Raw genomic sequence first — 14,511 nt, forward strand, 5'->3', positions numbered from 1 at the left:
AGTTTCCGTCGTCCCCGCCCGGTCCGGTCCTTGCGGATCTCGAAGTCCATCGCACCCCTTGAACTGGGGTGTTGCAACGATCCCTAGAACCCAAGCCGCGCGGCCGGGGCCATCGACGCCCGCGCGCTCGCCTCCCGGGGCGCGTAGCCTCGCGTCATGGACCCGTCCTCCCCGTACCTGGAGCGCGCGTCCCGGCTGCCCGGCGCGGTCGTGTGGACGAAGCAGGCCCTCGGCCGTACGGATGTCGGACGCACGGGCGCGGATGCCGGACGTACGGGCAATGCCTTGGCCGGGGCCGTCCTGCCCGACGGCTGCATGGACCTGCTGTGGACGGAAGGCCGGCTGCTGGTCGCCGGACCGGACACCCACGCCTTCCGCCCCGGCCCCGGACTGCGCGGCCCATGGGTCGGCGTGCGCTTCCGCCCCGGTGCCGCCCCCGCCCTGCTCGGCGTCCCCGCCCACGAACTCCGCGACCGGCGCGTCGAGTTGGCCGACCTGCGGCCCGCCGCCGAGGTCCGGCACCTCATCGAACACATCGACGCGGCCCCCGACCCGGCCGCCGCACTGGAAGCCCTGGCCCTGCGCCTGGCGGCCGAGGCACCGCCCGAGGACCCGCTCATCCGCGCGGTGGCCGCCTCGCTCGCCGCCGGGCGGTCCGTCGCCGCGACGGCCGGGGCGGTCGGCCTCGGCGCGCGCCAACTCCACCGCCGCTCCCTGACCGCCTTCGGCTACGGCCCCAAGACCCTCGCCCGGATCCTGCGCATGCAACGCGCCCTGGCCCTCGCCCGGGCCGGCGTCCCACTGGCCGACACGGCAGCCCGGGCCGGCTACGCGGACCAGGCCCACCTGGCCCGCGACGTACGGGAGTTGACGGGCATGCCGGTGACCGCGCTACTGCTCCCCTAGCCTCCTCCCCCCTACAGCGGCGCGAGCAGATCCACCCCGTTGCCGTCCGGATCGTGCACCACGGCGTACCGCTGCCCCCAGAAGGCGTCCCAGGGCTTCAGCTCCCCGTGGTACCCGGCGCCGGTCAACTCCTCGTACACCGCGTCCACCTGCGCGGGACTCGCGCAGCGGAACGCCAGCGCTGAGCGCGTACCGGCGCTCGGCGGCTGCCACGCGGGATGGAACGACCGGATGGTGGCCTCGGCGTCGAGCACCAGCAACGGCCCGCCCGGCAACGTGCCCTCGACGTGCGGCTCCCCCTCGACCCCTGCCGGAAACTCCACCCCCAACCTCCGGTAGAAGGCGACCGAGGCGGCCATGTCCGAAACGGCCAGCCCGACGAAGGCGAACTGCGGTGCAGATGTGCTGTTCATGCCTGCCACGCTAGACACCCCCCACGCACCCGGTCTTGAACGAATCGGACACCCGGGGCCGCCCGGTCCGCCCGCGCGGTCCGCCCGCGCGGTCCGCCCGCGCGAGCCCGCCTCGAAGCGGCACCGACACCCCGACGCGCTCGGTCCCCGCGAGGGTCGCGGCGCCGGATCAGAATGGGTCATGCCCACACCGGACTCCTCGGGGCCGCCGCCCGAGCACCCATCGCCCGGCACGGCCCCCGCCCGGGCCGGAGAGCGGTGGTGGCCGGTCGTCTCCGCGGTGCTGATCGCCGCCCTGCTGCACGTCATGCTTCCCGAGACCTATCGGGAGAGCCCCCCGTGGGCGCTGCCGGCGGTCCTGCTCGTCCTGCTCGTCGTGCTGATCGTCGGCGACCCCGGTCGCATCGACCGCCGCCGGCGGTGGCTGCGCGTGGTCACCGACCTGGTGATCGCGTTCGTGACGCTGGCGAACCTGTTCGCCGCCGGGCGGCTGGTGGCCGACATCCTGACCGGCAACAAGATCTACGCCGACAACGCGACCGGCCTGCTGGCGACCGGCGGCGTGGTCTGGGCGACCAATGTCATCGCCTTCGCGCTCTGGTACTGGGACCTGGACCGGGGCGGGGCGGCCGCCCGGGCGTACCGTCCGTTCGCCGACCCCGCGTTCGTCTTCCCGGAGATGCAGTACCCGCACCACGCACCGCCCGACTGGGTGCCGATCTTCGCGGACTACCTCTCGCTGTCCTTCTGGACGGCCACGGCCTTCAGCCCGACCGACGTCTCCGCGATCCGGAGGTGGGCCAAGGCGCTGATGATGGCCCAAGCCGCCGTCTCACTGGCGGTCGGAGCCCTGGTGATCGCCCGCGCGATCAACATCCTCCAGTAGCCCGCGCAGACCCGCGGGCGGTACCCGGGCGGGCCGCCCGGGTACCGGCCGAGGCCGCCGTCGGCCTCAGCCCTTCTTCCGCAGCACCATGAACTGGTCCGGCTTGATCAGGTCCATGCTGTACCGGAGGGTGTTGTCCGGCAGCATCGTGATCGCGGGATAGACCACCCCGTGGTCCTCGTCGGCGAGGCACTTCGTACCGGGGGAGGAGCCGGTCACCCGGTGCGCGTAGGTGATCCGGTTCTCGTTGGCCTGGGAGAGCGTCCACGCGCCCTCGCACCAGGTGCCGGACTGCGGCCTCTCGGTGCGGATCCTGCTCTTCTCCTCGCTCTCCGCCGACTGGACGACGGTGAGGACGACGGTGGTGACCTCCCCGCCGGCGGCCGTGCGTTCGCCGACCCACGTCCCGAGGAACTTCGCGGGGACGACGCCCGGCCCCGGGTCCGAGGGGGGTGCGCCGGGCGAGGGGCTGTCGTCGGCCGGAGCGGAGGCAGCACCGGTCGGTTCCGGGCCCTTCGGATCCGGGCTCTTCGAAACCGGGGCGGTGGGTGCCGCCCCACCCCCGGTCGGGGCGGTCCGCCCGGCGTTCGATGCGCCGGTGTCCCCGTCGGTCCTCCGTAGTTGTTCGACCATCAGGTACCCGCCGCCCAGCAGCAGTGCGCCGACCAGCACGGCCGTCAGCGCGCCGTACCTCCGTCGGCCGCGTGGCCGCGGCGGGTGCGGCCCGTAGCCCGGCACCGCCGTCGGCGCCGTGAGCGGTGCCGGTGGCACCGGGACCGGGGCCGGGGCCGGCGTCCAGGGCTCGACGGGCGGGACGAGCCCTACGGGCGGTGGGCCGAAACCCGGCGGGGCCGGCATCCCGGCCCCGGCTGCACCAGCCGTACCGGGAACCCCAGCCGTACCGGGCACCGCGTACGCACCGCCGCCCGGTACGGCCTTCGCGGCCTCGCCCGTCTGCGCCCTCGCCACCTCGGCGACCACCGAGCGCCCGGTGGGATCCGGGGTCGCGACCACCGGCTCCGCACCGGGGGCGGCGGTCCTCTCCTCCGCGGCCCTCTCCTCCGCGGCCGTCCCCTCCGCGGCCGTCCCCTCCGCGGCCGTCCCCTCCCGGGCCTCCCGCTCCCCCTCCAGGTCCAGCAGCTGCACGGCGCTGCGCCCGACCGCCGCCGCCAGGGCCGGCGGCAGCCAGTGGCCCTGCCCCAGCCGGGCGGCGGCCGCGCCGTCGCCGTCCAGCCGTTCCCGGAGCCGTTCGGGCGTCGGGCGGCCGGACGGGTCCTTGGACAGGCAGTCACGGACGATCGAGTGCAGCGGGCCGGGCAGTCCGGAGAGGTCGGGTTCCTCGTGCAGCACCCGGTAGAGCAGGACGGGCGCGCTCACCCCGGAGCCGAACGGCATCCTGCCGGTCGTCGCGTACGCGAGTACCGCGCCGAGTGAGAAGACGTCGCCGGCCGGCCCGGCGGGCAGCGCGTTGACCTGCTCCGGCGACATGAAGCCCGGCGAGCCGAACACCTGGCCGGACTGGGTGAGCACGGTGGTGGCGTCCAGCGCGCGGGCGATGCCGAAGTCGATCAGCCGGGGGCCGTCCAGGCTGAGCAGCACGTTCGACGGCTTGACGTCCCGGTGCACCAGGCCGAGGCGGTGCACATGGGTGAGCGCCTCGGCGAGACCGACTCCGAGGGTTCGCACGGCCGGCTCGGGCAGCGGCCCGAACTCCCGTACGGCGGCGTTGAGCGCGGGGCCCGCGACGTAGCCGGTGGCCACCCAGGGGCGGTCACCCTCGGTGTCCGCGTCCAGGACGGGTGCCGTCCACGTGCCGCCGACCCGTCGGGCGGCCGCCACCTCCTGGCGGAACCGGGCCCGGAACTCGGGGTCCCCGGCGAGGTCGTGACGGACCACTTTGACGGCGACGGTCCGCCCGCCCGATGTCCGGCCGAGGTAGACCCGGCCCATCCCGCCCGCCCCGAGCTGCCGCAGCAGCCGGTACTCGCCCACCCGCCGCGGATCGTCCGCTGCCAGCGGCTGCATGCCCACGCTCCCCTCGACGCCGGGCGCGGCCGTCCCCACCCCTCGCGTCCGGAGCAGACGCTATCGGTCCGGGACCACCCGTGGGACGGGATCGCGGTCACGGAATCATCATCAGACGATCACACCGCCCCTGGCTTTCACGGCCCACGGCCCCGCGACAATCCGCCTCCCCGTCGCGCCCACCCGTCGCCCCTCTCGGGACCGAGCGCCGGCCGACCGGTGGCCTCCGCCAGACGGGTGTGGGAGGCGCGTCCGTCCTCCGCCAGGGCTTCCAGGAGGGGGAGGTCCTCGTCGGGCGTGGGGAGCGGGCGGTCGGCGGGGGTGGGCCGGCCCTCGGTCAGCCGCCGTACCTGGCCGTCGGTGGGGGAGTGCACAAGGAACCACGAGGTCGTGGTGGCGGAGGTCTTCATCCTGATGCCGCCCGCGGCTGTACTGCCGGCGGACGGGGCGGACCGAGGTGTGGCCTGATGCGGAAGGCAGTGACGATCCAGGAGCCGGTTGCCGGCCGACCGCAACCGGAACGGCAACCGCGAGACGACGAAGGCCCGGACCGCGTGATGCGGTCCGGGCCTTCTGCCGGCGGAGGATACGAGATTCGAACTCGTGAGGGATTGCTCCCAACACGCTTTCCAAGCGTGCGCCCTAGGCCTCTAGGCGAATCCTCCGTGGGAGAGCTTAGTACATGTTTCGGGGTGGTCGCGACCACCTGTCCCGCAGGCGGAGGGATGGGGTGGCCTGTGGATCGTCGGGGCCGGGATCCGGTACTGTGGGGGTCAGCCCCTCGTGTGGCGTCATCTCTCTGAACCCCCCCAGGGCCGGAAGGCAGCAAGGGTAGGAGGGCTCTGGCGGGTGCACGGGGGGTCTTTGCGTTCCCGGGGCCGGGGTGAGGGGTGAGGGGCGACGCGTTTGTCGGTCCGTCCCGATATCGTCGGGGGTGTGTCCCTAGCCCTGTACCGCCGCTACCGCCCCGAGACCTTCGCGGAGGTCATCGGGCAGGAGCACGTGACCGCTCCGCTCCAGCAGGCCCTGCGCAACAACAGGGTCAACCACGCGTACCTGTTCAGCGGGCCGCGTGGCTGTGGAAAGACGACGAGCGCGCGCATCCTGGCCCGTTGCCTCAACTGTGAACAGGGGCCGACGCCGACGCCCTGCGGGGAGTGCCAGTCCTGCCGGGACCTGGCGACCGGCGGGCCCGGGTCGATCGACGTGATCGAGATCGACGCCGCCTCGCACGGTGGTGTGGACGACGCGCGCGAGCTGCGCGAGCGGGCGTTCTTCGCGCCGGTGCACAGCCGGTACAAGATCTTCATCCTGGACGAGGCGCACATGGTGACCTCGGCCGGCTTCAACGCGCTGCTCAAGGTCGTCGAGGAGCCGCCGGAGCACCTCAAGTTCATCTTCGCGACCACCGAGCCGGAGAAGGTGATCGGGACGATCCGGTCCCGGACGCACCACTACCCGTTCCGGCTGGTCCCGCCCGGCACGCTGCGCGACTACCTGGCGGAGGTGTGCGGCCGGGAGGGGATCCAGGTCGAGGACACCGTGTTCCCCCTGGTGGTGCGGGCGGGTGCCGGGTCGGTGCGTGACTCGATGTCGGTGATGGACCAGCTGCTGGCCGGGGCCGCCGAGGGCGGCGTCACGTACCAGATGGCCACGTCGCTGCTCGGCTACACCGACTCCGCGCTGCTGGACGAGGTGGTGGACGCCTTCGCCGCGCACGACGGGGCGACGGTGTTCCAGGTGATCGACCGGGTGGTCGAGGGCGGGCACGACCCGCGCCGCTTCGTCACCGACCTGCTGGAGCGGCTGCGGGACCTGGTGATCCTGGCCACCGTGCCGGACGCCGGGGAGAAGGGGCTGATCGACGCCCCGGCCGACCGGGTCGCGGTGATGCAGGCCCAGGCGGACGCGTTCGGCGCGGCCGAGCTGAGCCGGGCCGCCGACATCGTCAACACCGGGCTGACCGAGATGCGCGGCAACGCGGCGCCCCGGCTGCAGCTGGAGCTGATCTGCGCCCGGGTGATGCTGCCGGGCGCCTACAGCGACGAGCTGTCGCTGCAGGCACGGTTGGACAAGCTGGAGCGACGGGCGGCGGCGGGCGGGTTCGCCGCGCCGATGGCGGCCCCGGTGGGCATGCCGATGGCGGCCCCGGCGGCGGTTGCCCCGGCGGCGGTTGCGCCGGTGGGCGAGGTGCCGGTGGCGCCCGTCCCGGCCGCGTCCCCGGTGCAGGCCGCTCCCGTCCCGGCCGCGCCGCCGGTGCAGGCCGCGCCGCCCGCCGCCCCCGCCGGGTCGGCGCCGGGTGCCTGGCCGATCCCGCGCAGCTTCCCGCCCGCCGGTGGCGCCCCCGCCGCGGCTCCGGCGACGCCCCCCGCGGCGCAGCCGCAGGTGGCCCCGGCCCCGGCCCAGGCGGCTCCTGCTCCCGTGCCCGCTCCGGCCCCCGCCCCGGCGGCGGCTCCCGGCGGGCAGCCGTCGGCGTCCGCGCAGCAGGGCGCCGCGCAGGTGCGGCAGCTGTGGCCGCAGATCCTGGAGGCGGTGAAGAACCGCCGCCGCTTCACCTGGATCCTGCTCAGCCAGAACGGCCAGGTGGCCGGGTTCGACGGCAGCGTGCTCCAGGTGTCCTTCATCAACGCCGGTGCCCGGGACAGCTTCGTCGGCAGCAACAGCGACGACGTGCTGCGTGCCGCGCTGGCCGAGGCGCTGGGTGTGGACTGGCGGATCGAGTGCATCGTCGACCCGTCCGGCGGTGCCGGCGGCCCGGGTGGCGGGGCGCCGAGCGGCGGTGCCCAGGGCGGCGGGGGCTGGGGAGCCCCGGCGCGCCCGGCGGCGGCCGCGCCGTCGATGCCCGCGCCCGCCCCGGCGCCCGTGCAGGCTCCGCCGGTCCAGGCCGCGCCGGCGCCCGTCCAGGCGCCGCCCGTGCAGCCCGCGCCGGTGCAGGCCCCGCCGGTCCAGGCCGCGCAGGCCCGTCCGGTGCGGTCGGTGGCCCCGGAGGACGACATCCCGGAGGCGGACGATCCGGACCTGAAGGAGGACGTGTTCTCCGGGCAGGAGCTGATCATCCGCGAGCTGGGCGCGACGGTGCTGGAGGAGATCCACCACCAGGGCTCCTGAGCCGGGCCCCGGCCCCGCCCGCTTGCAACGGCGCCGTCCCGGGCCTGGGCCCCGGCGCCGTCCCCGGGCCGACCCTGAGCCGCCCCGGAGCCGGGCCCCGGTCCGGGTCCCGGAGCGGTGGGCAGCACGTAGGCTCGGCGGTGACGAACGAAGCACCGTATGACAGCCGTGACAGCAAGGAGACAGCCGTGTTCCCCGGTGGTGGCCAGCCCAACATGCAGCAGCTGCTGAAGCAGGCGCAGAAGATGCAGCAGGATTTCGCCAAGGCCCAGCAGGAGCTGGCCGAGACGAAGGTGAACGGTTCGGCGGGCGGCGGCCTGGTCGAGGCGACGGTGACCGGCGCCGGTGAGCTGGTGGCGCTGACCATCGCCCCGGCGGCCGTGGACCCGGAGGACACCGAGACGCTGGCCGACCTGATCCTGGCGGCCGTCCGGGACGCCAACCAGACCGCGCAGAAGATGCAGGCCGAGCGCATGGGCCCGCTGACCCAGGGCCTGGGCGGCGGCATCCCCGGCCTGCCGTTCTAACGTCGGCCGTTCTAACGTCGGCTCTACGTTCCAGAAGGTCTGAAGTTCAGACGACAGACCTATGTGATTTATGTGGGAGTCGGGCGTCGGGCGCTGTGTCCGACGCCCGATTCGTTGGATGATGGCACCGGAGCACCACCGGCCGTCCGGTACCACCGGTCGTCCGCTACCCGGCCGTCAGGCCACCCCCGGCCGCCAGGCCACCACGGACCAGCAGGCCGTCACAGGCCACCACCGACCGTCACCGGCCACCACCGGGCATACGGCACCATCGACCATCCGAGGGAAGGCGCGACGTTGTACGAGGGCGTGGTTCAGGACCTGATCGACGAACTGGGCAGGCTGCCCGGCGTCGGGCCCAAGAGCGCCCAGCGGATCGCCTTCCACGTGTTGCAGGCCGACCCGACCGACGTGCGCCGGCTGGCCCACGCGCTGCTGGAGGTCAAGGACAAGGTCCGCTTCTGCGCGGTCTGCGGCAACGTCGCGGAGGCCGAGCAGTGCCGGGTCTGCCTGGACCCGCGCCGCGACCTCGCCGTCATCTGCGTGGTCGAGGAGTCCAAGGACGTCGTCGCCATCGAGCGCACCCGCGAGTTCCGCGGCCGCTACCACGTGCTGGGCGGCGCGATCAGCCCCATCGAGGGCGTCGGCCCGGACGACCTGCGCATCCGCGAACTGCTGTCGCGCCTCGCGGACGGCACGGTCACCGAGCTGATCCTGGCCACCGACCCCAACCTGGAGGGGGAGGCGACCGCCACCTACCTGGCCCGGCTCTGCAAGCCGATGGGCCTGAAGGTGACCCGTCTGGCGAGCGGCCTGCCCGTCGGCGGGGATCTGGAGTACGCGGACGAGGTCACCCTCGGTCGCGCCTTCGAAGGGAGACGACTGCTCGATGTCTGACCGGACGATCAACCAGCAGCCCCACACCCCCCACCAGCAGTCCCACGGGGAACCGGGTGCGCACGCCCCGCACATTCACGGTCACGGCTCGGAGCCGGACGACTTCGCCGTGCAGATCGCCGACTCGGTGGAGAGCTTCGTGCTCGCCGTCACCGAGGTCGCCAAGGGCGACGAGCCGGGCAGCGCGGTCTCGCTGCTGCTCCTGGAGGTCTCGCAGCTGCTGCTGGCCGGCGGCCGGCTGGGTGCGATCGAGGACGTCGTCCCGGAGGACCGCTTCGAGCCCGACGCCGGTCCCGAGCCGGACGGCGAGCAGCTGCGCGAGCGCCTCGCCGAGCTGCTCGCGCCGATCGACGTCTACCACGAGGTCTTCGACCCGTACGGCCCGCCGGAGAAGCCCAACGCCTTCCGGATCTCGGACGACCTGGCCGGCGTGGTCAGCGAGCTCCAGCACGGGCTGACCCACTACCGCGAGGGCCGGATCAGCGAGGCGCTGTGGTGGTGGCAGTTCTCGTACCTCTCCAACTGGGGCACGACCTGCACGGCGGTGCTGCGGGCCCTGCAGTCGCTGATCGCCCACGTCCGGCTGGACAGCCCGCTCGGCGCGGTGCCGGACGGCGCGGACACCGACGACGACGGGCTCACCGACGAGCAGCTCGAAAAGCAGGCGGGCGACCTGATGGCGGCCGAGCTCGGCCTCGGGCGGTAGACGGTCGGCGGCAGCCGGTGGGCGGTATTCCGCGACGGCCCTCTCGGATTGTGACGAATGCCTCAGCGTCCCGGCCGGAAAAGAAATCCGGCCGGATCGCCGTCCCCCGATCCGCCGATTCTTCGGAGCCGTACCGAATCGCCCGCAGACCTGACGGCGGAGCCACCCGCACGGCCGCTCACGTGCTGAAACTACCGTCTCACCATATGGAAAGAGCCGGTCGGAGCACCCCTGCTCGGTAGACTGACGACGACCGCACCCCCCTCTTCCCAGGGGGGTACGGGGGCCCGGAGCCCCCGGAAAAGACTTCGAGTCGAGGAGCGCACGTGGGCCTTGTCGTGCAGAAGTACGGCGGCTCATCCGTTGCGGATGCCGAAGGCATCAAGCGCGTGGCCCGCCGGATCGTTGACACCAAGAAGGTCGGCCATGAGGTCGTCGTCGTGGTGTCCGCGATGGGCGACACGACGGACGAGCTCATCGAACTCGCGGAGCAGGTGTCACCGCTGCCTGCCGGCCGTGAGTTCGACATGCTGCTGACCGCTGGAGAGCGCATCTCCATGGCGCTGCTGGCCATGGCGATCAAATCCCTGGGGCACGAGGCACAGTCCTTCACGGGCAGCCAGGCCGGTGTCATCACCGACTCCGTCCACAACAAGGCGCGCATCATCGACGTGACGCCCGGCCGCATCCGCACCGCCCTGGACGAGGGCAACATCGCGATCGTGGCCGGTTTCCAGGGTGTCTCCCAGACCAGCAAGGACATCACCACGCTGGGCCGGGGCGGCTCGGACACCACCGCCGTGGCGCTCGCCGCCGCGCTCAGCGCCGAGGTCTGCGAGATCTACACCGACGTGGACGGCGTGTTCACCGCCGACCCGCGCGTGGTGAAGAAGGCCCGCAAGATCGACTGGATCGCCTACGAGGACATGCTGGAGCTGGCCTCGTCGGGTTCCAAGGTGCTGCTCGATCGGTGTGTCGAGTACGCCCGTCGCTACAACATCCCGATTCACGTACGCTCGTCCTTCTCGGGTCTTCCCGGGACGATCGTCAGCAACGACAACCCGAACAAGCCCGAAGGGGGCGAGATGGAGCAGGCCATCATCTCCGGAGTCGCCCACGACACCTCCGAGGCCAAGGTCACCGTCGTCGGCGTGCCCGACAAGCCGGGCGAGGCGGCGCGCATCTTCCGCGCCATCGCCGACGCCGAGGTCAACATCGACATGGTGGTGCAGAACGTCTCCGCCGCGTCGACCGGCCTGACCGACATCTCCTTCACCCTGCCCAAGACCGAGGGCCAGAAGGCCATCGACGCGCTGGGCCGGGTCAAGGCGGGCATCGGCTACGAGTCGCTGCGCTACGACGACGCGATCGGCAAGATCTCGCTGGTCGGCGCCGGCATGCGCTCCAACCCGGGCGTCACGGCGACCTTCTTCGAGGCGCTGTCCGCCGCGGGCGTCAACATCGAGCTGATCTCCACCTCGGAGATCCGCATCTCGGTGGTCACCCGTGCCGACGACGTGCCGGAGGCAGTCCGCGCCGTGCACAGCGCCTTCGGCCTGGACAGCGAGAGCGACGAGGCCGTCGTCTACGGCGGCACCGGGCGATGACCCGGACGCGGGGCCGGATCACCGGGTCCTGCCGGGGCGCCGGGCGATGACCCGGCGTCCGAACCTCGCCGTCGTCGGCGCCACCGGCGCGGTCGGCGAGGTGCTGCTCGGGCTGCTCTCCCTCCGCCAGGACGTCTGGGGCGAGATCCGACTCGTCGCCTCCCCGCGCTCGGCCGGCCGCAAGGCGGTGGTGCGCGGGGAGGCCGTCGAGGTCGTCCCGCTGGCCGAGGAGGCCTTCGCGGGCATCGACGTGGCGGTGTTCGCCGTCCCCGACCCGGTCTCGGCGCAGTGGGCGCCTATCGCGGCGGCCAAGGGCGTCGTGGTGATCGACGGCTCGGCCGTCTTCCGCACCGCCGAGGACGTGCCGCTGGTGGTCCCGGAGGTCAACGCGGCCGCGCTGCGGATCCGCCCGCGCGGCATCGTCGCCAGCCCGGCCGCCACCGCCCTCGCGATGATCGCCGCGGTGGGGGCGCTGCACGCCGAGTACGGGCTGGCGCAGCTCGTCGTCGCCTCCTACCAGGCCGCCGACGGCGAGGGCCGCGACGGCGAGGCGGCGCTGCGCGCGCAGACCGGGCTGGTGGCGGGTGCCGCCGTCGGCCGGCAGACCGGTGACCTGCGCGCGCTGATCGCCGATCAGGGGCCGTTCGCCGCCCCGCTGGTGCTCAACGCGGTGCCCTGGACCGGCGGGCTGCGCGAGGGCGGCTGGTCCGCCCAGGAGACGGGCATCCGCGACGAGTCCCGCAAGGTCCTCGGCCTGCCCGCCCTGAAGGTCTCGGCGACCTGCGTCCACATCCCGGTCGTCCGCACCCACGCGCTGGCCGTGCACGCGCGGTTCGAACGCGAGGTCACCCAGGAGCACGCGCAGGACATCCTGCGGGACGCGCCCGGCGTGGTGCTCTACGACGACCCGGCGGCCGGCGAGTTCCCCACGCCGAACGACGTGGTCGGGACGGACCCGGTCTGGGTCGGGAGGGTCCGGCGGGCGCTGGACGAGCCGGACGCGCTGGACCTCTTCCTGTGCGGGGACAACCTGCGCAAGGGGTCGGCGCTCAACCTGGTGCAGCTGGCCGAGCTGGTGGCGGCGGAGCTGACGGCGGGCGAGCCGGTGGACGCGGAGCCGGACGTGGAGTCGGACGTGGAGCCGGACTCGGCGGCGACGGCCGAACCGACGGGGTCGACGGGGCCGACGGGGCCGACGGGGCCGGAGAAGCCGGAGCACTAGGTCCCGGGGCCCTCGCGCGTTCCGAAGTGCCCGCTTGTGTCCACAGCTGTGTCCATACCTGTGTTCGCTCCTCGACACAATCTGTCCGGAATCCCGGGGGAATCCCCTGGAGGCCTCTTCCGCCGATGCGGAAGAATGGGCCCCGAGCCGGGCAACCATGACAGGGGATCGAGTGTCCAACGTGCGTGGCGAACGTGATGGTGGGGGCAAGGGCGGGCATCCCGGCGAGAGCCGCGGTGCCCTTCCCGTCGCGCGCCCCGTGGCCTGCGAGTAGGCCGGAAGAAGACCAGATGACGGCGGCCGCACGCGGTGCGGCGGACTCCGGCGCCGGTACCGACGCGGGTACCAGCGAGGACCTGCTCACCGAGACCTACCAGGCGCACTACCGCTCGTTGCTGCGGCTCGCGGCACTGCTCCTGGACGACCTCTCGACGTGCGAGGACGTCGTCCAGGAGGCGTTCATCCGGGTGCACGCCGCCCGGCGCAGGGTGCGCGAGCCCGAGAAGACCCTGGCCTACCTGCGGCAGACGGTCGTCAACCTGTCCCGCTCCACGCTGCGCCGCCGCATCCTCGGGCTGCGACTGCTGCCGAAGCCCATGCCTGACATGGCCAGTGCAGAAGAAGGTGCCTACGATGCCCTGGAGCGCGACCAGTTGAAGGCCGCGCTGCGTGGTCTGCAACGCCGTCAGCGGGAGGTTCTGGTGCTGCGTTACTTCGTGGACATGACGGAGGCGCAGGTCGCCGAGACCCTGGGCATCTCGCTCGGCTCGGTGAAGGCCTACGGCTCCCGCGGACTCGCCGCCCTCCGCGTCCAGATGGAGGCCGGACATGGCTGAGGCGGACGACGGCCGTCGGCGACCGGTCGACGGGGCGTCCGAGCCGACGGCGCCCGAGTCGAAGTCGCCGGGTACGCGCGCACCGAGTCCGGACGCACCGAGTCCGGCCGAACCGAGTCCGCACGCGTCCAGTCCGAACGCGGCCGGGAATCCCGGTGCGAACGGCCCCGCGGGTGAGGTCCCGGAACTCCTGGACCTGTCCGCCGACGAACGGGCGCTGCGCGAGCGGCTGCACGGCGCCGTCTCCGGCATCCAGCCCGCCGTGGGCGGGCTGCCGCGGATCCGGCGGGCCGTGCCCCGCCGCCGGGCCGCCCGGCGCGGCGCCTGGACCGGGGCGGCCGCACTCGCCTTCGCCGTCGCGATCGGCCTGCCCGTCCTGCACGAGGGGGAGCACCTCGGGCTCTCCGGCGGTCCCGGCTCGGCCGACGCCAAGAGCCCGGCCGCCGCGTCCCCCAGCGGTGTCGCCGGTACCGCCGGCGGTACCGGGGCGGCCACGCAGACGGGCGCGGGCGGCACCGGCGCCGCCACCTCACCGACCGGTACGGCCGCGGCCTCGCACACCCCCGGCGGCGGGCTGACGCAAACCGACGGCGGCGTCGCGCCCTCCGGGACCTCCGGGGCCGGCGACGGCGGCATCGTCCCGCTCTGCACCCGGACGGACCTCGGCGAAGGCGTCGCGCGGGTCGGCACGGCCGACGGCGACGGGCGGATCTACGGCTCGTTCACCGTCTACAACGTCTCCGTGCGCAGCTGCCGGCTCGGCGGGCCGGGCTCGGTGGCGGTCACCGCCGTCAGCGGCGGCGACCGCGGACGCATCCGCACCGCCGACCACGCGCCGGGCGACCCGGCGGCCGGCCTGCCCGCGATGGACGGGGAGCCCCCGGTGCTCGCGCCGCGGGCCGGGTACCGGGTGCCGTTCGCCTGGGTCCCCGACCGGACCTGTACCGGCTCCGGCACCCTGACCACCCCGTCGAGCGGCGTCAACCAGGCGGCCCTGCGCTCGGACGTCCCGGCCATCGAGCCCGGAGCCCCGGCCTCCGTCCCCTCCAGCGAGCCCAGCGCCAACCCGCCGGCCTCCTCGTCCCCGTCGGCGGGCCCCAGCACGGCTCCCAGCCCGACCCCGACCCCGACCGGCGGCCCGACCGCCGCACCGTCCACCGTGACCATCGCCCACACCCCCGCCCCCGGTAGCCCGGTGGCCGCCACGGCGACCCTGCCCGTGGCGTGCAGCGGCACCGTCTACCGCGGCGGCGTCCAGAACCTGGGCGGTGCGGTGCCGCAGCCGTCGGGCTCGCCGACGGCGGGGTGACCGCGGGCGGCGGCGACGGACAGCCGCGACGCCGGGCAGCGGTGACGACGGGCGGCCGCGGCGGGCCGC

General features: G+C 73.9%; 12 protein-coding genes, 1 tRNA gene and 1 other RNA gene. 11 read left to right on the top strand and 3 right to left on the bottom strand.

What is annotated here, in order from left to right; genetic code table 11:
• Nucleotides 1–156 precede the first annotated feature (156 nt).
• Entirely contained in the window at nt 157–906 is a 750-nt protein-coding gene (locus ACFWJ4_RS09965; RefSeq protein ID WP_380541419.1) for a helix-turn-helix domain-containing protein, read from the top strand.
• A gap of 11 nt (nt 907–917) precedes the next feature.
• Here ACFWJ4_RS09965 and ACFWJ4_RS09970 read toward each other — a convergent pair whose 3' ends face one another.
• The gene (locus tag ACFWJ4_RS09970; protein WP_380541422.1) at nt 918–1,319 is read right to left on the bottom strand and encodes a VOC family protein; all 402 of its coding nucleotides are present in this window, start codon (nt 1,317–1,319) and stop codon (nt 918–920) included.
• 181 nt (nt 1,320–1,500) lie between these two features.
• Here ACFWJ4_RS09970 and ACFWJ4_RS09975 point away from each other — a divergent pair, with 181 nt between their 5' ends.
• A complete protein-coding gene (locus tag ACFWJ4_RS09975; protein ID WP_380541425.1) occupies nt 1,501–2,205 on the top strand; it encodes a hypothetical protein in 705 nt (234 codons plus the stop codon).
• A gap of 66 nt (nt 2,206–2,271) precedes the next feature.
• Here the strand turns inward: ACFWJ4_RS09975 and ACFWJ4_RS09980 are convergent, their stop codons facing one another.
• A complete protein-coding gene (locus tag ACFWJ4_RS09980; RefSeq protein ID WP_380541428.1) occupies nt 2,272–4,230 on the bottom strand; it encodes a serine/threonine-protein kinase in 1,959 nt (652 codons plus the stop codon).
• A gap of 580 nt (nt 4,231–4,810) precedes the next feature.
• Nucleotides 4,811–4,895: transfer RNA gene (locus tag ACFWJ4_RS09985), tRNA-Ser, on the bottom strand.
• 110 nt (nt 4,896–5,005) lie between these two features.
• Between ACFWJ4_RS09985 and ffs the strand changes: the two genes are divergently transcribed.
• The 9 genes from ffs (at nt 5,006) to ACFWJ4_RS10030 (ending at nt 14,442) form a co-directional block, all read left to right on the top strand.
• Nucleotides 5,006–5,096: signal recognition particle sRNA small type (gene ffs / locus ACFWJ4_RS09990), an RNA gene on the top strand.
• 70 nt (nt 5,097–5,166) lie between these two features.
• Entirely contained in the window at nt 5,167–7,338 is a 2,172-nt protein-coding gene (locus ACFWJ4_RS09995; protein ID WP_380541431.1) for a DNA polymerase III subunit gamma and tau, read from the top strand.
• Between the two features lie 188 nt (nt 7,339–7,526).
• Nucleotides 7,527–7,865, top strand: coding sequence for a YbaB/EbfC family nucleoid-associated protein (locus ACFWJ4_RS10000; RefSeq protein ID WP_359905653.1), 339 nt, complete (start codon nt 7,527–7,529; stop codon nt 7,863–7,865).
• Between the two features lie 297 nt (nt 7,866–8,162).
• Complete coding sequence (recR, locus tag ACFWJ4_RS10005; RefSeq protein WP_316522617.1) at nt 8,163–8,762, top strand: recombination mediator RecR; 600 nt, start codon at nt 8,163–8,165, stop codon at nt 8,760–8,762.
• Entirely contained in the window at nt 8,755–9,468 is a 714-nt protein-coding gene (locus ACFWJ4_RS10010) for a DUF5063 domain-containing protein (protein WP_380541434.1), read from the top strand. Before recR ends, ACFWJ4_RS10010 begins: the two co-directional genes overlap by 8 nt.
• 326 nt (nt 9,469–9,794) lie before the next feature.
• The gene (locus tag ACFWJ4_RS10015; RefSeq protein WP_380541436.1) at nt 9,795–11,075 is read left to right on the top strand and encodes an aspartate kinase; all 1,281 of its coding nucleotides are present in this window, start codon (nt 9,795–9,797) and stop codon (nt 11,073–11,075) included.
• 46 nt (nt 11,076–11,121) lie between these two features.
• Nucleotides 11,122–12,297 carry an aspartate-semialdehyde dehydrogenase gene (locus tag ACFWJ4_RS10020; protein ID WP_380541439.1) on the top strand — a complete coding sequence of 392 codons (1,176 nt, stop codon included), beginning with the start codon at nt 11,122–11,124 and terminating at the stop codon, nt 12,295–12,297.
• Nucleotides 12,298–12,587: 290 nt separating this feature from the next.
• Nucleotides 12,588–13,133: a SigE family RNA polymerase sigma factor gene (locus ACFWJ4_RS10025; RefSeq protein WP_359905665.1), complete on the top strand. Its 546-nt coding sequence runs from the start codon at nt 12,588–12,590 to the stop codon at nt 13,131–13,133.
• Nucleotides 13,126–14,442 carry a hypothetical protein gene (locus ACFWJ4_RS10030; protein WP_380541442.1) on the top strand — a complete coding sequence of 439 codons (1,317 nt, stop codon included), beginning with the start codon at nt 13,126–13,128 and terminating at the stop codon, nt 14,440–14,442. Before ACFWJ4_RS10025 ends, ACFWJ4_RS10030 begins: the two co-directional genes overlap by 8 nt.
• Nucleotides 14,443–14,511: the final 69 nt, after the last annotated feature.

Origin of the sequence: Kitasatospora sp. NPDC127067 (assembly GCF_042724755.1) — a bacterium.
Taxonomy (GTDB): domain Bacteria; phylum Actinomycetota; class Actinomycetes; order Streptomycetales; family Streptomycetaceae; genus Kitasatospora; species Kitasatospora lactacystinica.

Excerpts from the sequence above, each read along its gene's own strand:
- ACFWJ4_RS09965 (WP_380541419.1), top strand. The coding sequence starts at position 157 with ATGGACCCGTCCTCCCCGTACCTGGAGCGCGCGTCCCGGCTGCCCGGC.
- ACFWJ4_RS09970 (WP_380541422.1), bottom strand. The coding sequence starts at position 1,319 with ATGAACAGCACATCTGCACCGCAGTTCGCCTTCGTCGGGCTGGCCGTT.
- ACFWJ4_RS09975 (WP_380541425.1), top strand. The coding sequence starts at position 1,501 with ATGCCCACACCGGACTCCTCGGGGCCGCCGCCCGAGCACCCATCGCCC.
- ACFWJ4_RS09980 (WP_380541428.1), bottom strand. The coding sequence starts at position 4,230 with ATGCAGCCGCTGGCAGCGGACGATCCGCGGCGGGTGGGCGAGTACCGG.
- ACFWJ4_RS10010 (WP_380541434.1), top strand. The coding sequence starts at position 8,755 with ATGTCTGACCGGACGATCAACCAGCAGCCCCACACCCCCCACCAGCAG.
- ACFWJ4_RS10020 (WP_380541439.1), top strand. The coding sequence starts at position 11,122 with ATGACCCGGCGTCCGAACCTCGCCGTCGTCGGCGCCACCGGCGCGGTC.
- ACFWJ4_RS10025 (WP_359905665.1), top strand. The coding sequence starts at position 12,588 with ATGACGGCGGCCGCACGCGGTGCGGCGGACTCCGGCGCCGGTACCGAC.
- ACFWJ4_RS10030 (WP_380541442.1), top strand. The coding sequence starts at position 13,126 with ATGGCTGAGGCGGACGACGGCCGTCGGCGACCGGTCGACGGGGCGTCC.